Annotated in this window: 16 protein-coding genes; 8 read left to right on the top strand and 8 right to left on the bottom strand. The window is 41.1% G+C overall.

The window, feature by feature from the left end; all coding sequences use genetic code 11:
- Nucleotides 1-160 precede the first annotated feature (160 nt).
- Both msrB and ACP2AF_RS19580 read right to left on the bottom strand, forming a co-directional pair.
- Nucleotides 161-664, bottom strand: coding sequence for a peptide-methionine (R)-S-oxide reductase MsrB (gene msrB / locus ACP2AF_RS19585; RefSeq protein ID WP_425237833.1), 504 nt, complete (start codon nt 662-664; stop codon nt 161-163).
- 174 nt (nt 665-838) lie between these two features.
- Nucleotides 839-1,402, bottom strand: coding sequence for a collagen-like triple helix repeat-containing protein (locus ACP2AF_RS19580; protein ID WP_425237832.1), 564 nt, complete (start codon nt 1,400-1,402; stop codon nt 839-841).
- 174 nt (nt 1,403-1,576) lie between these two features.
- Here ACP2AF_RS19580 and ACP2AF_RS19575 point away from each other — a divergent pair, with 174 nt between their 5' ends.
- The 6 genes from ACP2AF_RS19575 (at nt 1,577) to ACP2AF_RS19550 (ending at nt 11,813) form a co-directional block, all read left to right on the top strand.
- A complete protein-coding gene (locus ACP2AF_RS19575) occupies nt 1,577-3,514 on the top strand; it encodes an alpha-1,4-glucan--maltose-1-phosphate maltosyltransferase (protein ID WP_425237831.1) in 1,938 nt (645 codons plus the stop codon).
- 3 nt (nt 3,515-3,517) lie between these two features.
- Nucleotides 3,518-5,152, top strand: a complete 1,635-nt coding sequence (locus ACP2AF_RS19570; protein WP_425237830.1) for a maltokinase N-terminal cap-like domain-containing protein — start codon at nt 3,518-3,520, stop codon at nt 5,150-5,152.
- 8 nt (nt 5,153-5,160) lie between these two features.
- Entirely contained in the window at nt 5,161-7,056 is a 1,896-nt protein-coding gene (gene glgB / locus ACP2AF_RS19565; protein ID WP_425237829.1) for a 1,4-alpha-glucan branching protein GlgB, read from the top strand.
- A 100-nt stretch (nt 7,057-7,156) separates the two neighbouring features.
- On the top strand, nt 7,157-9,556 hold the full coding sequence (locus tag ACP2AF_RS19560; RefSeq protein ID WP_425237828.1) for a glycoside hydrolase family 31 protein: 2,400 nt from the start codon (nt 7,157-7,159) through the stop codon (nt 9,554-9,556).
- A gap of 35 nt (nt 9,557-9,591) precedes the next feature.
- Entirely contained in the window at nt 9,592-10,401 is an 810-nt protein-coding gene (locus ACP2AF_RS19555; RefSeq protein ID WP_425237827.1) for a M48 family metallopeptidase, read from the top strand.
- A gap of 74 nt (nt 10,402-10,475) precedes the next feature.
- A complete protein-coding gene (locus tag ACP2AF_RS19550; protein WP_425237826.1) occupies nt 10,476-11,813 on the top strand; it encodes an MFS transporter in 1,338 nt (445 codons plus the stop codon).
- A 57-nt stretch (nt 11,814-11,870) separates the two neighbouring features.
- Here ACP2AF_RS19550 and ACP2AF_RS19545 read toward each other — a convergent pair whose 3' ends face one another.
- The 5 genes from ACP2AF_RS19545 to ACP2AF_RS19525 are packed head-to-tail and all read right to left on the bottom strand — an operon-like array spanning nt 11,871 to nt 15,538.
- Complete coding sequence (locus ACP2AF_RS19545; RefSeq protein ID WP_425237825.1) at nt 11,871-12,596, bottom strand: head GIN domain-containing protein; 726 nt, start codon at nt 12,594-12,596, stop codon at nt 11,871-11,873.
- A 31-nt stretch (nt 12,597-12,627) separates the two neighbouring features.
- Nucleotides 12,628-13,332, bottom strand: coding sequence for a head GIN domain-containing protein (locus ACP2AF_RS19540; RefSeq protein ID WP_425237824.1), 705 nt, complete (start codon nt 13,330-13,332; stop codon nt 12,628-12,630).
- Between the two features lie 16 nt (nt 13,333-13,348).
- Entirely contained in the window at nt 13,349-14,443 is a 1,095-nt protein-coding gene (locus ACP2AF_RS19535) for a hypothetical protein (RefSeq protein ID WP_425237823.1), read from the bottom strand.
- Nucleotides 14,424-14,987 (bottom strand): hypothetical protein, encoded by a 564-nt coding sequence (locus ACP2AF_RS19530; RefSeq protein WP_425237822.1) that lies wholly within the window; start codon nt 14,985-14,987, stop codon nt 14,424-14,426. Before ACP2AF_RS19530 ends, ACP2AF_RS19535 begins: the two co-directional genes overlap by 20 nt.
- Nucleotides 14,984-15,538, bottom strand: coding sequence for an RNA polymerase sigma factor (locus tag ACP2AF_RS19525; RefSeq protein WP_120713927.1), 555 nt, complete (start codon nt 15,536-15,538; stop codon nt 14,984-14,986). The genes ACP2AF_RS19530 and ACP2AF_RS19525 overlap by 4 nt, the downstream gene beginning before the upstream one ends.
- 228 nt (nt 15,539-15,766) lie before the next feature.
- Here ACP2AF_RS19525 and lon point away from each other — a divergent pair, with 228 nt between their 5' ends.
- Both lon and cmk read left to right on the top strand, forming a co-directional pair.
- A complete protein-coding gene (lon, locus tag ACP2AF_RS19520; RefSeq protein WP_425237821.1) occupies nt 15,767-18,217 on the top strand; it encodes an endopeptidase La in 2,451 nt (816 codons plus the stop codon).
- A 66-nt stretch (nt 18,218-18,283) separates the two neighbouring features.
- On the top strand, nt 18,284-18,994 hold the full coding sequence (gene cmk, locus ACP2AF_RS19515; protein WP_425237820.1) for a (d)CMP kinase: 711 nt from the start codon (nt 18,284-18,286) through the stop codon (nt 18,992-18,994).
- Nucleotides 18,995-19,028: 34 nt separating this feature from the next.
- Here the strand turns inward: cmk and ACP2AF_RS19510 are convergent, their stop codons facing one another.
- Nucleotides 19,029-19,409 (bottom strand): LysM peptidoglycan-binding domain-containing protein, encoded by a 381-nt coding sequence (locus ACP2AF_RS19510; RefSeq protein WP_282161102.1) that lies wholly within the window; start codon nt 19,407-19,409, stop codon nt 19,029-19,031.
- Nucleotides 19,410-19,607: the final 198 nt, after the last annotated feature.

Here is a 19,607-nt window from a genome sequence, read left to right as displayed (position 1 = left end):
CTGTTTTGCTTTAGTTTTGAAACGTTCTTAAAGATAAGAAGCCAATATTTTAAGATTACCAGGTTTTTGACCGAAAGATGTAATCTGTCCTAATGATTGGAACAACCTATCTACTGCAGATTGGAAATAATCTTTGTTTTGTCAGTGCAAGATATAGTGCTTATTCCTTGGGCACAAAATCCAAGGCTACACCATTGATACAATGCCGTTTTCCCGTAGTGTTTCTGGGGCCATCATCAAATACATGTCCCAAGTGACCTCCACAGGTTGAACAGTGTTCCTCGGTTCGTTTATAACCTATTTTATAGTCTATATCGTAGGCAACATTGCCCTCTATTTCCCGGTCAAAACTGGGCCAACCTGTACCGGAATCGAATTTATGTTCGCTCTTAAAAAGTGGAGTATTACAACCTGCGCACACATAGGTCCCTTCCTCCTTATTATCCAAGAGATCACTACTAAAGGGATTTTCCGTAGCGGCCTTTCGTAGTACATAAAACTCTATATCGGTAAGTTCCTTATGCCATTCTTCTTCTGTTTTCGATATGGGAAAAGTCTTTTCTTTTTTCGCGTCCCTATTCGAGGCAGTTTCCCTTTCTTGGGAATTTTCTTTGCATCCGGTCATATGAAGGATAAGGGCGATCAAAAGTATTTTACGGTTCATGAACATAGGCTTATTTCATTTCTTAAATTGGACGATGCCCTTGGCAATTCCTTTCGAATGCAACCTAACTTTAGGAACATATTAGGTTAATGTCTTGCCAATACTATCTATCTAAAAGAAAGCCTGTTCACAATTGGGGAACAGGCTTTTGCGTGATTTTATGCTAAAATGGGTTTAATCCAATTTTATTTTTCTAACGTCCTTTTCTTCAATGCCCAACGAACGCATTACGGCATCGATATTGGATTTATCCATTTTTGAGGATAGACCTAAATCTGCCGGAATAACGACGATTCTAAAAATTTGGTTTTGGACCAAATCCGCAGGAACCAAACTTGCATCAAATTCCGGTTCTACCAAAACACTATAATCATTTAGGGTAAAGTCAAAATTGTAGAACAACAATCCCTGATCGGAAAAGAAAGGCTGTGGCAATTGTCGCCAAACGTCCAGGTCATTGTTTACTTCCTCCAATCGATACATGAGCACCACATCGTCCTGTAGCAATATTACATCATCGGGGAAGGGTTCAAGAGCAAACTCGTACCGGTTTAGGTCCGAATTTAAAACCATATCAATATCAATTTCAAAGGCTATCGCTTCAAATTCGGGACCTGGAGGCCCCGGAGCACCATCCGCCCCATCAAATCCGTCCAATCCTGGAGGCCCTGCCGGACCCTCGCAGGATATAAAAAATAGGGCCAATACTGTACTAAATACCAAAGTTGTTTTTTTCATAATTACTGTATTTTAGCTAGAGATATGATTCTTTTTTGTACCTGTTTCAAAAAGCGTTCCAAAAATGAGATTGGTAGAATTTGACTTCTTCAAAGAACCCAATATTTGTGCCTCTCACATGTGGGATTATCGTTTTATTTCCTATTTTTAGCAAAACCGGACAAACCTTAAACTATGTTAAAACAACAACGTGTTGTTATTGAAAATGTTTCACCACAAATTCAATGTGGAGCGTTTTTTATCAAGAGGACCATAGGCGAAAAAGTTACAGTTTATGCTGATGTACTCCCAGATGGTCATGATGTTATCCAGGCCGAAATTCTTTATAAACACGAGAGTGAGAAGAAATATTCGGTGGTCCGTATGCAAGATCAAGGACAGGATGTATATTTTGAAACCTTTGCGGTAGATAAACAAGGATTTTACGATTATAAGGTACAGGGATGGGTAGACCACGCCTTGAACTGGCAACACGGTATTGAGGCGAAACTTGAGGATGGGCAACATGTTAAGAGCGAACTTTTGGACGGCGTGCAGTACTTGGAGTATGTTTCCAAAAAAGCGCCCGCCCAGGAAAGGCCATATCTCCAGAAACTAATAGGACTTTTTAAGGAAGACAATTCTTATGATGAGGCGGTAAAGGAAGCTGTATCCCACAAATTACACGAATTGTTTTTGAGCTACCCTCAACGTTTTTTAGCCAATAGCAGTAAGGTGCTTCAAGTATATGTTGATCGTAAGAAGGCCAATTTTAGCACATGGTACGAGTTTTTTCCAAGATCTTCCTCGCCAAAAACTAATACGCACGGGACTTTTAAGGATTGTGAACAATTACTGCCCAGAATAGCCAATATGGGTTTTGACGTGTTGTATTTTCCTCCTGTGCATCCCATTGGCGAGGTAAACCGGAAAGGAAAAAATAACACCGTAAATGCCGTGGAAGGGGATTCTGGTGTGCCTTGGGCCATTGGATCTAAATTGGGAGGCCATACTGCCATACATCCGGAATTGGGTACTGAAAAAGACTTTAAGAACTTGATCAAAAAGGCGAATGACCATGGAATAGAAATCGCTATGGATCTTGCTTTTCAAGCTGCCCCGGATCATCCCTATATTACCGATCATCCGGAATGGTTTAGAAAACGACCGGACGGAACCATCCAATATGCCGAAAACCCTCCCAAGAAATATCAGGATATCGTCAATTTTTACTTTGAATCCAATGCATACAAAGAGCTTTGGGAGGAACTTTTGAAGGTTACCCTGCATTGGGTCAATTGTGGAGTTCACATTTTTAGGGTAGACAACCCCCACACCAAACCCTATTATTTTTGGAATTGGCTCATTGCCCAGGTCAAGAAGGATTATCCGGACGTGCTGTTCTTGGCAGAGGCGTTTTCCCGGCCAAGGGTTATGCAGCAATTGGCCAAACAAGGCTTCTCACAATCGTATACCTATTTTACTTGGAGGGTATGGAAGCATGAACTTATTGAGTACATGGTAGAACTTACCCAAACAGAAATGAAGGAGTACTACCGCCCCAATTTTTGGCCTAATACCCCGGACATAAACCCATATCATCTACAGGGGGGCAATGAGGCCATGCATCTTATTCGGTACGCCCTGGCAGCTACAATGAGCGGAAATATAGGAATCTATGGACCGGTGTTTGAATATATGGATACCGCAGCCCTTCCGGGCAAGGAGGAATATATGAATTGCGAAAAATATGAGATACGACATTGGGACTGGTCCAAGGAAAATAAGTTAACCTATGTCATAAGTAAAATAAATGCGGCGCGTAGAGCGCATGAATGCCTACAGCAAACTAATAACGTCCATTTTTGCACTGTTGATAATGATAATCTAATCGCTTTTTATAAGTGGAACGATGACCGTACGGACCAAATGTTGATTGTAATCAGTTTAGATCCCTATTACTCCCAAAGGGGTACGGTTCAACTTCCATTGGACAGCTTGGGAATCCATGCAGGGCAATCCGTACAGGTACATGATGTTGTTACGGATAATGGGTACCTTTGGCACAATGAATGGAACTTTATAGAGCTGCATCCGGCATTGCCTTTTCATCTGTTCCATATCAAAACATAAGAGATGACCAAAAAGAAAAAGGAATCTTTGGCACGACCACCTTATCATTTCGATACCATATGGGAAGAATTGATGGGGAACGATAAGTTTGTCAAAGTGTTTCTTTCCGATGTGCTGGAAAACTACATAGTACAACAACGGTGGTATGGGGGCAAAGCCAGCAAGTTGAAATATGTGGAACTCCAGGAGTATTTTAGGATTCAACAAAATGAGGAAGTATACTATGGCCTATTATTGCAAGTTAATTTTGAAGAGGCCTTCTATCAACATTACTTCTTGCCCATTGCCTTTGTATCCGATGAAAGTTTTGCCGAGAAAGATCGCATCTTGCCCATAAAAATAAAGGACCAGGAAGGTTATATTATAGACGCGCTCAATCTTGAGGCCTTTCGAAAATTGGTCTTTGAGCGTATTATGACGGCTGTACCCAATGATACCACTAAAGTGAGGTATCATAAAAGTGCCAGTTTTTCGGAAACGGAGTACGTATCCTCCCGATTTATGGGATTGGAGCAGAGCAATACTTCGGTAATCATAAATGATAGGCTGGTTATTAAGTTTTTCCGCAGAATTTATTCCGATAAAAATCCCGACTATGAAATGACCCGATTTCTCTCCGAGGAGAAGGAGTACAGGAACATACCAGCGTATAAAGGAAGTATCAACGTCATTGATTCCGATAACGTGAATATCACAATTGCCCTAATGCAGGAATTAGTGCCGAACCAAGGGGATGCATGGGAGTATATGTTGGGGGAACTGCATAAAATATTCAGCAATCTGGAATACAAGCGTATTCAAGTAAAGAACTTGCCCGAAACCTCGATGTTTAAAAATTTAGGCATTAACAATGTACCCCCACAGATTATTGATTGGGCCGGGCTCAATATTTTTTTGAAAATCCAAAAACTTGCGCAGAGAACGGCGGAGATGCACATTGCCTTGGGATCCGAATTTGGCGATACGGCCTTTCACCCCACACATTTTAACGGAGACTATGAAGTGTGGCTAAAGAATAGGCTTTTGTATCAATTTCAGAATCGCTTGAATATCGTTGAGAACAATATGCACCGTTTGAAGGGACTTTCATTGGAATTGGCCCAGGAGTTTTTGGAACGGAAGAACGAGATACGAAAACGATTCGTGAATTTTGATTGGACCAAACTAAAGGGAGAGCGTATCCGTATACATGGGGATTATCACTTGGGCCAGGTGTTGGTTCAGGAAGACGACTTCTACCTGCTGGACTTTGAGGGAGAGCCGGAGAGCACTATTCGGGATCGTAAAGTGAAACAACCTCCCCTAAAGGACGTTGCCGGTATTTTTCGCTCTTTCCACTACGCAATTTATGCAACCATCTTTGGAAAAGGAGAAGAGTATCCATATTCGCGGGAAGATCTGTATAAGGCAGGCGAAATATTATACCGCTATTTCATCGGGGTGTTCTTAGGAAGTTATGTGGGCTTAATACAGGAACACAACCTTAACATAGGATACGTGCAAGAACGCATATTTCTTCTTAAATACTGTATGTTGGAAAAAGCAGTTTACGAATTGGGTTACGAAATGAATTCCAGGCCGCAGTGGGCAGTAATACCCTTAGAAGGTATTATGGGAATTATTAACGATACTAACTAAACTATAATATGGCAAACGTAATAGCGCACAGTCTATTTACCGATTTTGATATTGATCTTTTTAAAGCTGGTAAGCACTATCAGCTTTATAAGAAACTGGGATCTCATCCCATGGAGTTGAATGGCAAAAAGGGCACCTATTTTGCTGTATGGGCACCCACTGCGAAATCCGTATCGGTGGTGGGCGATTTCAATTATTGGATCGAGGGCGACCACAAACTCTTTGTACGATGGGACGAAAGTGGTATTTGGGAGGGATTTATCCCTGGTATAGACCAAGGCTCTTTATATAAGTACAAGATACGCTCCCACAATAACGATATCAAGACGGAGAAAGCAGACCCGTTTGCACGTTATTGTCAACATCCGCCCAATACGGCGTCTGTAGTTTGGAATGATACATATAAATGGAAGGACAAAAAGTGGATGGGTTATCGCGGCGATAAAAATGGTCTGGATCGGCCTTACTCCGTATACGAAGTACATCTAGGTTCTTGGAAACGTAAAAATGGAAACGAATATCTCTCCTATGTCGATTTATCCGAAGACCTTGTAAAATATGTAAAGGATATGGGCTTTACGCATGTGGAATTTATGCCCATTATGGAATACCCTTATGATCCTTCTTGGGGCTATCAATTAACGGGATATTTTGCGCCTACCTCAAGATTTGGAAAACCGGAGGATTTCAAATTATTGGTTGACAAACTCCATCAAAACGACATTGGCGTTATTTTGGATTGGGTTCCATCGCATTTTCCCGAAGATGCCCATGGACTTGGCTTTTTTGATGGATCTCACCTTTATGAAAACCCGGACCGTCGTAGGGGTTACCATCCTGATTGGAAAAGTTTGATTTTCAACTACGGCAGGAACGAAGTTAGGGCCTTCCTTATCAGTAACGCCTTGTTTTGGCTAGAACAATATCATGTAGACGGGTTACGGGTAGATGCGGTAGCCTCTATGCTCTATTTGGATTATTCCAGGGAAGAAGGAGAATGGGAACCAAATATATATGGCAACAACGAAAACTTGGAAGCCATATCCTTTATTCGGGAGCTCAACGAAACGGTTTATGGGAATTATCCGGATGTACAGACCATTGCAGAGGAATCCACTGCATTTTCAGGGGTTTCCAGACCTGTGAATTTAGGAGGGCTCGGTTTTGGGATGAAATGGATGATGGGATGGATGCACGATACCTTGGAGTATTTCAAAAAAGAACCTGTCTATAGGAAACATCATCAAAATGATATCACTTTTAGCATGACTTATGCCTTTACCGAAAACTTCATGTTGCCCTTTTCGCATGATGAGGTGGTTTATGGTAAGCAGTCCCTTATTTATCGCATGCCCGGGGATGAATGGCAACGTTTTGCCAATCTGAGGTTGCTTTTTGGTTATATGTTTACCCATCCCGGAGGTAATCTAATTTTTATGGGAGGGGAATTCGGCCAGACATCGGAATGGAACTTTCAACAAAGTTTGGACTGGCATTTAACCCAGTACGAACCACATTCTGGAATTCAGGAATTGATTAAGGATTTAAATGCACTCTACAAATCGGAACCCGCATTGTACGAGAAACAATTTAGCCACGAAGGTTTTCAATGGATAGATTACGGAGACTCGGAAAACTCCGTGCTTTCTTATATCCGCTGTGGCCATGATGATAAGAACGATATTATCGTTGCCTGCAACTGTACACCCGTACCCCGGGAAAAATACCGTATCGGTGTTCCAAAAACCAAGGCCTTAAAAGAAATTTTTAATAGTGATACTTCGAAATATGGTGGCAGCGGCACACAAAATACTTCTGTGAAAATCACGAATAAAGAATGGCATGGGTATAAAAAATCCATAGAAATCACCATTCCTCCTTTAGGTATCGTCATTTTAAAGTAACGAAAAGTAGCTATATCGTTATAGTTAACAATTGGTCGTAATATGTTTTCGTTATTATGGGTTAAGTCCTTAATTTGTGGCGTTTTAAATTTAACCCGCTATGATTACCAATACCGAACTTGAATATAAGGGCAATTTATACCCAAATCGTATAGTAGACTACAAAAGGGATTCGGATAAACTCTACTTTACCACGGAAAATGGCGTTATACTTGAAGTTACGGTCCTTCAAGATAGTGTCTTAAGGTTTCGATATGCTACGGAATATGTATTTGAACCTGATTTTTCATATGCCATAAGTGAAACAGCGAGTAAGGGATATAACCGTTTGGAGGTTACGGAGAACAAAACCGAGTATCTTTTGGAAACTTCCGTTCTTCAACTATTGATCGATAAAAAAACCTTGCGCACTCAGATATCCGACTTGGAAGGGAATATCATAAATGAGGACGAACTCGGCTTTCACTGGGAGGAAAATTATGAATATGGCGGCAATACCGTAAAAATGAGTAAAATAACCCAGACCGCCGAAAGCTTTTATGGTATGGGGGATAAGGCTACACACTCCAACCTAAAGGGCAAGCGTGTAAATAACTGGTGTACCGATCAGTATGCCTATGGAAAAGATCAAGAACCACTATATAAGGCAATACCATTTTATACCGGTCTTCACAATGGTAAAAGTTATGGTATTTTCTTCGACAATACCTTTAGGACCTATTTTGATTTTGCCCATGAACGTAGAAACATAACCAGTTTTTGGGCAGATGGTGGGGAAATGAACTACTACTTTTTTTACGGACCACAAATGTCCGAGGTAGTACGTTCCTATACAAATTTGACAGGAACTCCGGAAATGCCCCCACAATGGGCCTTGGGATACCATCAATCCAAATGGAGCTATTTTCCTGAAAGCAGGGTAAAGGAAATAGCCGAAAACTTTAGAAAGCTCAAGATTCCTTGTGATGCCATTTACCTTGATATTGATTATATGGACGGCTTTCGCTGCTTTACATGGGATAAAACGCGATTTCCCGACCCGAAACGGATGATAGGGGAACTGAATGAAGATGGCTTTAAGACTGTAGTAATGATCGATCCCGGTATTAAGGTGGATAGGGATTATTGGGTCTACCAGGAAGCGATGGAAAAGGACTATTTCTGTAAACGCGGTGATGGACCCTATATGCAGGGAAAAGTATGGCCCGGTGCCTGTAAGTTTCCTGACTATACCAACCCGGAAGTACGTGCATGGTGGGCGGAACTGTACAAAGAGTTTATGGCAGAGATCGGGGTACATGCCGTTTGGAACGATATGAACGAACCTGCCGTAATGGAAGTACCTACGAAAACGGCCCCGCTGGACACCAGGCACAATTATGATGGTCACCCTTGTACCCATAGAAAGGCACATAACATTTATGGCATGCAAATGGTAAGGGCCACCTATGAAGGTGTGAAGAAGTATGTATTTCCTAAAAGACCATTTGTCATTACCAGAGCGGCCTTCGCGGGGACCCAGAGGTATTCCTCAACTTGGACTGGGGACAATGTGGCCACCTGGGAACATTTGTGGATAGCCAACGTCCAGGCGCAGCGCATGTGTATTAGCGGCTATTCTTTTGTGGGGTCTGATATTGGGGGATTTGCCGAACAGCCTAATGGTGAACTGTTCGCCAGATGGATTCAATTAGGTGTTTTTCATCCTTTTTGCAGGGTACACTCCAGTGGGGATCACGGCGATCAGGAACCTTGGTCTTTTGACAATGAAGTAACGGATATTGTCCGCAAGTTTATTGAATTGCGATATCAATTATTACCCTATTTGTATACGATGTTTTATAGGTATACGGAATACGGCACACCTATGTTGCAGTCCTTGTTCTATTACGACCAAGAGGATACTCAGACCCACTTCCGTACAGATGAGTTTATTTTTGGAAAGCAGATTTTGGTCTGCCCCGTTCAGGAACCCAATGCAAAGGGTAGACGGATGTATGTTCCTAGAGGAAAGTGGTACAATTATTGGACTGAGGAAACCGTAGAAGGGGGTAAGGAAAGATGGGTGACCGCGGATATCGATAAGATTCCCCTATTCATTAAGGAAGGAGCCATAATACCCAAATATCCCGTGCAACAATATGTGGGAGAGCTTGAAATAAAAGAATTGATTCTGGATGTCTATTTTAAGATCGGACCGGAAAATTCCATGATTTATGAGGATGCCCAGGACGGATATGATTATAAGAAGGGACAGTTTAGTCTACGCAAGTTTAAATTGGTAGGCAAGGAAAACGAACTGATAATCCAACAATTCAAAGATGGTTCTTATACAACTTCCTATGAGAGCTTTAAATTTAAATTACACGGATTGCCATTTACCATAGCTACCATAGAAGTGGATAATGAGGAGGTTCCATTAAAGCAGATAAAATTGAATGGTAATAATAGCATTGAAATCGACAAGAATTTTACCGAATTACACATAACAGGAAAATAATTTTCGTATTTTTCTTATGCTAAACACTATTAGAAATGAAAAAATTAGTATTGACTTTGGTTGTTTTTATTGGCGTTGTGGCCTGTAAAACCAACCCGTTTACCGGAAAGAGCACTTTGAATTTTTATTCCAATAGCCAATTGTTTCCCACGGCCTTTGCCCAATACGATCAGTTTTTGAATGAAAACAAGGTTGTGGAAGGTACGGCCGAAGCGAAAATGATAGAAAAGGTAGGTCAAAGGATAGCTTCAGCTGCGGAAAGATGGCTTGCAGCGAATGGTCAACCAGGATACCTTAAGGACTATAAGTGGGAATATAACCTTGTACAGGACGAGACCGTTAACGCTTGGTGTATGCCAGGAGGGAAAATCGTTTTTTATACGGGGATTATGCCTATCTGCCAGGGAGAAACCGGGGTTGCGGTGGTCATGGGTCATGAAGTAGCCCATGCCCTTGCTGATCATGGGGCACAACGGATGAGTGCCGGTACATTACAGCAATTAGGTGCTGTGGCTGGAAATGTAGCCATTAAGGACCCTCAGAAACGCAATATGTTCAATCAGGCTTATGGTGTGGGCTCTTCAGTAGGTTTGATGTTGCCCTTCAGTAGAAGCCACGAGACAGAAGCAGATTTGATCGGTCTTCAAATGATGGCAATTGCAGGATACAACCCGGATGAGGCCGCGGACCTTTGGAGAAGAATGAAAGCGAAAAGTGGGGGACAAGCTCCTCCTGAGTTCTTGAGTACACACCCATCCAATGATACCCGAATCGCTAATCTTGAAAATTGGGCTCCGATGGCAAAACAAGAGGCAGGTAAATTTGGTGTAACATCATTTGAATAAGTATCCCAAAGAAGCAATATAAAATTGTATATTGAAAGCTGTCCGCCAACAAGTGGGAGGCTTTTATTTTTTATATGAATAAAACTATTGCGATAAAGGGAAATCGAAAACTATTGAACGCTTGGGCGTTTTATGATTGGGCCAATTCAGTATATAGTTTGGTCATCGCTTCTGCTATTTTCCCTATCTTTTATGGCGCGTTGTTTCGAGTGGCCGAAGTTGAAAAGGTCTCTGTGTTTGGTGGAGAAATTGCTAGGGCCCCATTGATCAGTTATATTACTTCCGCCGCTTTCTTGTTCATAGCCATAATAACACCCCTATTGTCCGGTATTGCCGATTATTTGGGTAACAAGAAGGTATTCATGAAGTTCTTCTGTTATCTGGGCGGACTTTCCTGCATTGGTCTATATTGGTTTTCCCTGGAAAGTATCTATTTGGGTTTAGGGTGTTATTTTTTTGGCCTTGTTGGTTTTTGGGTAAGCTTCGCCATTAACAACTCATACTTACCGGATATCGCATTTCCAGAGCAACAAGACCGCATTAGTGCAAAAGGCTTTTCTATGGGATATATAGGCAGTGTAATTCTTTTGCTGTTTAATCTGGCTATGGTAATGAAACCGGACCTTTTTGGCATTCAGGATAGTGTGGGGGAGGCTGCGGAATTAAAAGCCATGAAATACTCATTTGTCTCCGTCGGTATTTGGTGGATAGCATTTGCGCAGTACACCTTTTTCCACTTGCCCAAAGGATATAAAAAGGAGGGCGAAAGAACGAATATCATACTTAACGGTTTTAGGGAGTTAAAAGGCGTTTGGCATCAATTGGGCAATGAAACCAAATTGAAGCGGTATTTAGGGGCATTTTTTGTCTACAGCATGGCCGTCCAGACCGTAATGCTCATCGCTACTTATTTTGGCGAAGAGGAGATTAATTGGGGTTCGGATGGTGAACGTACCACAGGCTTGATTACCAGTATTTTGGTCATTCAAATTGTAGCTGTTTTAGGAGCCACTTTGACCGCTAGGGCATCCAAGGCTTTTGGCAATATTCCTACACTGATAGTAATCAACCTTTTATGGGTATCCATTTGTATCTACGCTTACTTTTTGATTACTCCTATGGACTTCTATATTGCTGCAGGATGTGTGGGAATGGTCATGGGAGGCATACAGGCCCTGTCCCGCTCAACCTATTCCAAGTTCATTCCTGAGACAACAGATACTACCTCTTTTTTTAGTTTTTACGATGTAGCGGAGAAAATAGGCATTGTAATAGGTACTTTTTTATATGGTTTTGTAGCCCAGTTTACTGGGAGCATGCGAAATTCCACAATCTTTCTAGGGTTGTTTTTTCTGATCGGTATGTTTTTACTTACCCGGGTGAATAAAACAAAAAAAGCCCCCATTGGATAATGGAAGCCTTTATTTAAACACTATTCGTTTTTTGATTTACTACTTTTGTATACGGCGTTATCCCCTTGAAATATCTCCGGAACCGGATGTCTTGGTATCCACTTTATCGGGATTTCCCCGGTATTCTATATCTCCCGATCCTGAAACCCGTGCTTTTAGTCTTTGATTGGCTGTAACCTGTATGTTTGCGGATCCGGATACCGTTGCCTCTACGTTCTCTGCCTCTAGCGAATAGGCCGCAACATCTCCAGAGCCTGAAATACTCACTTCAAAATCATCTGTTTTTCCTTTAAGCCTTATATCTCCCGAACCGGACATGGAGGCATTGACGGAGTTGGCTTCTACTGCTAAAGTGATGTCGCCCGATCCAGACATGGCCGTTTCAAAGGAATTCGTCTTTATAGTTGTTTTACCAACGATATCACCCGAACCGGATAGCGATATGGAGTTTACAGTTTCTACGGGAACCGTTATAACAATACCTTCGTTCCATTTGGAAGGTTTTAGGTTTACCCCTTTTTCGGTCTTAATGACCAGTTTCCCATTTTTAACTTCGGTTTTAATGTATTCCAAAAGGTTATCTTCTCCCCTTAAGGTTAGTTCCCCTTCATTTCCTTCCACGAGATTTACATCAAACCATCCTGATACTGAAATTGCGTCATAGTCTCCGGTAGACCGTTCTATGGTAACGGTATTGCCATTTCCTTTTATTCTCCTGCCCCATTGCGCGGTACAAGAGGCCGTAAATGCCAGTACCAGACCTAATGTGATTATTTTTTTCATAATGTGTTGTTTTTTGATTTTTATTTATGTGCTAACTACTTCTTTTTCTTTTGGTAACGGAACCTGACCCCGAGACCTTACTATCTATTTTATCAGGGGTACCGATATAATTTACATCCCCAGAACCTGAGATTCTTGCCCGGATTTCCTTGTTGGCCTTGACATTAACATTAGCGGAGCCACTTATGGTCGCATCTATAATATCGGTTTCCATGTCATAAGCCTTTATTTTTCCAGAACCTGATATCTCCGTGTCATGATTTTTGGCCTGTCCATGAAATATGATATCTCCCGAACCTGATATTCTGGAATTCAGGGAGTTCACATTTACGTTCAGATCAATTTCACCTGAACCGGAAAGATTAGTGGTAAAACGGTCAGCGGTCAAAGTTGTACTTCCCGAAATTGAACCTGAACCGGAAAGAGACACGGCATTGATGTTTTCAACAGGTATGGTAATCGTTATTTTAGAGAAGGAATAAAAGGGGTTCAGATTGGATCTTTTGGCCCATTCTATTTTTAGGTCTCCATTGACTACTTCGCTATCAATATGCTTCAATTGACTCTCCCTTCCTGTAAGGGTTATTTGGCCCTCATTCCCTTCCACTAGTTCTACATCGAACCAACCTGATACGGAGATTTCATCATATTCCCCTACCGTACGTTTTTCAAGGCTTTGTGCCTGTATGGAAAAGGTTAAGATAGAAACTAAACCGAGTAATAAGACATTTTTCATAATAGTTGGTTTTCGATTAATTTCTTGAAAAGGATACACCGCCGTAGTCACTAGAAATGGTGACCGTGTTGCCACTATTTTGCTGTCCGTGAAAGCCTTTATAATACTTGGAATGGGATTTTTCCTTGCTGATATTCACTTCAAAATCACCCATACCGCTCACTCCGGCATATTCCGTATCGATTTCAAAGTCGAAATGATATTGGGGAGAATAACCGATTTTGATTCCGGTATAATCCGTTCTAATTTGAAGGTTCCCGGCATCATCGGCCATATCTTCAATTTTTATGGAGCCATAATCGGCGGAGATATCCACATCACCATGGATTGTACCTAACTTTACATTGATGTAATCCCCACTTCCTTGAACATCGTTTGCTTCACCGATATCTATTTTTCCATAATCACAGGTATATCGTAAGTTTTCCATTTCTTCCACGGTTGAATCCGTATAATCTGCATTGATCATAAGATTTCCGGCTTTTTCAATGGTAAAGCCCGAATAGTCCGCCCGTATATCTCCGCTGTTAATGTATCCGATGCTTGATCTGGAAGTATAGTCAAAATTAAGCTGATTGTTCCTACCCCTTAATTCGCCGATCTCCAACCGGCCGTAGTCACAATTTATTTTGGCATGCCCGTCTACGCGGTCTAAAATGATATTTCCGTAATCATTGTCCAAATGAACACTATTCTTTACCGGTAGTTTAATGGTATAATTGATCTGCATATTTACGTTGTTGTTCCTTCCCCAGTTCCAGCCCCAACTACCTTTGCTGTCGTTAAAAATGGTTTTGGCGGAAACCATACTACTGCTTGCGTCAAAGTCCACATTGATGTTGTCCAACTTACGTTGCACTTTGTCCTCGTTGTTGCCGTTGGTCTTAATATGTACTTCTATAAGTACACGATTCTCGTTCCAAGAGGTGATATTTAGGTTGCCATAGCTATTGTTTACTTTCAGGAGGGCATCAGAGTTTACGTTGTACTCTTTTTTAATGGTCTTTTCCTTGGTGTATCTGCCCTTTAATTTTCCCTCATTGGCGCATAAGGTCAATGGTAGCATACAAAAGAGTACTACTGCCGTATATTTATATAGTAATGTTTTCATCATTGTAATCTTTTAATGTTTGTATAGTTTCAATTTGGTTCAGAACATCTTGCAAAAGATCTATTCTTGTTTGGAAATTGGTAATCATGGCACTAAGTATAAGCTTGCTGTTACCTCCATTTAAAAGGTCCTGTTCCAATTGTAGGTAATTTGTCTCCAACTTTTTTAGCTGGGTCATGGTATCGGCAATAATCTTTTCGGTTTCCGGGGAGCTCTTGCTTTCCAGTTCCCTCACTTGTTGCTCAATAAGATTGGCAAAGTAAAACTCGGTTTTGGACACTTCGGGGGAGATTTCCGCCACTTTTTCCTGTGTTGTGGCCTCACCGGTATAAAGACCAAATCCTATGGTGCAAAGCACAAGAACAGAGGCCGCTATGGACAAGGGTTTCCACCAGTTTCTTCTTTTTGGGCGCATCTGTACCACTCCTTGGGCAGCGTTCATTTTTTCCAAAAAACGCGATTCATGGCCCGAAGCTGGTTCTTCCATATCAAAAGAACCTTGTAATCGCTTGAACAGTTTTTCCAAATTTTCGTTTTCCATCATCCTGCAATTAATAGTTTTTGTCGTAGGCTTTCCTTGGCTCTTGAGATTGTTGTCCTACAATTAGCGTAACTTATATTCATAATACCACTTATTTCTTCGTAGTCATAACCTTCTATTAAATGTAGGGTTAAAGAAATTCTGTAATTGTCTTTCAACCGTTTCATGGCTTCCATCACCTTTTGAGCCTTCAGTTCGGTAAACGCATGATCCGAAGCAACTCCATCATTATCTTCAACCCTGTACATTACATCTTCCAAAGCAACTTCATTTTTTTTCTGCTGCTTTTTATAGTGATAGATACTGTTGTTTATAACAATTCGTTTTAGCCAGGCTCCAAATGTGACCTCCCCTTTGAACGTATGCAGTTTGGTAAACGCGTTTAGAAATGATTCCTGCATGATGTCCTCGGCTTCGGCACTGTCCTTTACAATTCTAAGGGAGATGTTGTACATCGCCTTGTAATAACGATTGTAAATTTCCAGTTGTGCACTTTGGTTTCCTTTAAGGCATAATTGCAATAAAGCATCAATATGTTCACTCTTGTGGCTCAAAAGATGGACGGTTTATATAAAAGATGATTCCATTTTTGGATTGTTACAGTAAAATATAAAAAAGTAAGTTTATCTATTATGGATATGGCATAACAATTGTTCAGTAAGGTATGGCCAGAGCATCTTATCTCATATGATTATAATGAATATAGGATGTATCGGTGTTAACAAAGCTTTAGTTGAACATAATATTCTGTCTAATTGTGACAGAATGACCGAAATAAATATATGGGAGATTCCAAATTTTCAAATTTTGACAATATGTCCTTTCATGGAATTGATGAGGACTCGGAGTTGATTCCTCTGTTGACTCCAGAGGACGAGGAAAAAATGAGTAAAGAAGGACTACCGGAGACCTTGCCTATTTTGCCCTTACGAAATACGGTGCTATTTCCCGGTGTGGTGATCCCTATCACGGCGGGTAGGGATAAGTCCATTAATTTGATAAAGGATGCCAACAATGGATCCAAGGTTATAGGGGTGGTTTCCCAGAAGGATGAGGAAACCGAAAACCCTGATATCAATGATATCAATACCTTGGGAACTGTGGCAAGGATACTTAGGGTCCTCCAGATGCCGGATGGGAATACCACGGTTATCATACAGGGCAAAAAGCGTTTTGAGATCGCAGAAGTACTTACCAAAAAACCCTACATGATGGCTACGGTGCGGGAGACAAAGGAAGAGCGACCGGATGAGGACGGACAGGAATTCCTGGCCATTATAGAGTCCATAAAGGATTTGGCCTTGCGAATAATCAAAGACAACCCCAATATTCCCAGTGAGGCGTCTTTTGCCATAAAGAATATTCAGAGCAATTCTTTCCTTATCAATTTTGTGTCCTCGAATTTAAATTTGGATGTAAAGGAAAAGCAGGAGCTTTTGGAAATAGGTAGCCTACAGGAAAGAGCTTTGGCAACTTTAAAGTATATGAACCTGGAATTACAGCGGTTGGAACTCAAAAATGATATTCAATCCAAGGTTCGAAGCGATATGGACCAGCAACAACGCGAATACTTCCTTCATCAGCAAATGAAAACCATCCAAGAGGAATTGGGTGGTGTGTCCTATGATGAAGAAGTACAGGAGATGCGTGCTAAGGCCAAGACCAAAAAGTGGAGTAAAAAAGTAAAGGAGCACTTTGAAAAGGAATTGGCTAAAATCCAGCGAATGAATCCTCAGGTTGCGGAATACTCCATTCAAAGAAATTACCTTGATCTTTTTTTGGATTTACCTTGGAACGAATATTCGAAGGATAAGTTCGATTTAAAAAGAGCGCAACGAATTTTGGATAGGGATCATTACGGCCTTGAGGATGTAAAACGAAGGATAATGGAGTACTTGGCGGTATTGAAGCTTCGTAATGATATGAAATCACCCATCCTTTGCCTTTATGGTCCTCCGGGAGTGGGTAAGACCTCTCTGGGGAAATCGGTCGCCGAGGCTTTGGGACGGGAGTATGTTAGAATGTCCCTGGGAGGACTGAGGGACGAGGCGGAAATCCGCGGCCATCGAAAAACCTATATAGGGGCCATGCCTGGCCGCATTGTACAAAGCATTAAGAAGGCAGGTACCTCTAATCCCGTATTCATATTGGATGAAATAGACAAACTCTCCAATAGCCATCAAGGAGATCCTTCTTCAGCTATGTTAGAGGTTTTGGATCCTGAACAAAATAGTGAGTTTCATGATAATTTCCTGGAGTTGGGGTATGACCTTTCCAAAGTGATGTTCATTGCCACGGCCAATAACTTATCCACCATTCAACCTGCGTTACGGGATAGAATGGAAATTATAAATGTCACGGGTTATACGATAGAGGAAAAGGTAGAGATAGCAAAAAGGCACTTACTTCCCAAACAACTTAAGGAGCATGGGCTTTCCTCCAAAGATTTAAAAATAGGAAAGCGACAATTGGAAAAGATTGTTGAAGGATATACCCGGGAATCCGGGGTACGTTCCTTGGAAAAACAAATTGCCAAAATGGTACGCTATGCCGCTAAATCCATTGCTATTGAAGAGGAGTATGATATAAAAGTGAGCAATGCCGATGTAGAGAAGGTTTTGGGACCTGCACGTTTGGAAAGGGACAAATATGAGAACAATGAGGTTGCAGGTGTAGTTACCGGGCTTGCTTGGACAAGCGTTGGAGGGGATATCCTTTTTATAGAATCCATATTGTCCAAAGGAAAAGGCACGTTGAACATAACGGGCAACTTGGGCAAGGTGATGAAAGAATCCGCTACCATTGCTATGGAGTATATAAAATCCAACGCAGAGCGGTTTGGGATAGATACCCAGATTTTTGATAAATATAACGTACACATCCATGTGCCGGAGGGCGCTACACCTAAGGATGGACCTAGTGCCGGTATTACCATGCTCACTTCCTTGGTATCCTTGTTTACTCAAAGAAAAGTAAAGAAGAGCTTGGCCATGACCGGAGAAATAACACTTCGTGGCAAGGTATTGCCTGTTGGCGGTATCAAGGAAAAAATATTAGCTGCGAAGCGGGCAAGAATCAAGGAAATTGTTCTCTGTGAGGACAATAGAAAGGATATTCTGGATATAAAACAGGAGTATTTAAAGGGACTTGTTTTCCATTATGTAACAGACATGCATGAAGTTATAGACACTGCCCTGACCGACAGAAAAGTAAAGAACGCCAAAAAGCTTTAATGCCTTTTAGGAAATATTCGCTTTAAAATCATCTTTGAACTCTGTAATTCTACCTATTTTTAACCTATGGGAAAAATTACCGTTGCCATAGATGGTTATTCATCTACAGGGAAGAGTACTATTGCAAAACAGTTGGCAAAAGCCTTGGACTATGTTTATATAGATACTGGTGCCATGTATAGGGCCGTAACACTATATGCACTTCAAAACAAGTTCATTGCAGAACATATCAACGATACTCATGCTATAGTGGCATCACTTTCTAAAATAAACTTAGAATTTGAGTACAATTACAAATTGGGGTATTCCGAGATGTACCTGAATGGAGTTAATGTTGAAAAAGAAATACGAACTCTGGAAGTTTCAAAATACGTAAGTAGAATAGCAGAAATTAAAGAGGTTCGCGAAATGTTGGTCGGAATGCAGCAAGAGATGGGCGAGTCAAAAGGGGTCGTCATGGATGGTAGGGACATTGGGACCGTAGTTTTCCCCAATGCCGAACTTAAGGTTTTTATGACCGCATCACCCGAAAAAAGGGCATATAGGAGATATAAGGAACTTTTGGAGAAAGGTGAAGAGGTCACCTACGAGGAGATATTGAAAAATGTAGCGTTGAGGGATCGGATAGATTCCAGCAGGGAATTTTCCCCGCTAAGGAAGGCAGATGGTGCCATAACTTTCGATAACAGTGATATGGGCCTTCAAGAGCAATTTGAACGCTTACACAATTATGCAAAGCGTGTTATTGAAAGGAAAAACAAAAAGGGCACTCCATGAGCGCCCCATTTTTTTTGATAAAAGTTTAGACATCTTAGGCATTTGGGATAACCAAAACCTGATCGGGATGTATTACATCCGGGTTGCTTAAGATATTTGTATTGGCCGAAAAGATTTGTTTATACTTCATGGCATCTCCATAGTAGTGTTTGGCTATCTTACTAAGTGATTCTCCGCTTTTGACTACATGTCTATGGTAAACGGAAGTATCGGCAACAGTAATATTGGCTTTTATATCGGAAGGGTTTTCACCACCGATTTCCTTTATCTTATCCCACAACAAGTCCTTTTCATAAGGTGTATTGGCCTCACCTTTTATTTTGATGATACCACCTTCCTCGGTGACATTTCCGTCCTTGATTCCTAACTGTTCGCCCAAACTTAAAACGGGCTGATACTTGGCTTTAACGCTCATAGTTGTTCTCTTTTAATGGTTAATATTAATGCCTGAAAGATAACGATTCTTCATATATTATTATGAAAAAGCTTTGAAATAGTATTTTTGCATCCGGCTTAGCTATTTATGGTTTGCAAAACCATTTTTAAATTGTACTTTTGCAATCCTTTTTTGCAAAGATTCAAGAGGAAAAGGATACAATAAAAATAGACTTTT

Origin of the sequence: Ulvibacterium sp. (assembly GCF_965248315.1) — a bacterium.
Taxonomy (GTDB): Bacteria; Bacteroidota; Bacteroidia; order Flavobacteriales; family Flavobacteriaceae; genus Ulvibacterium.
Note: the sequence above shows the minus strand (reverse complement) of the source record. Positions and strands in the feature narration are given on the sequence as shown.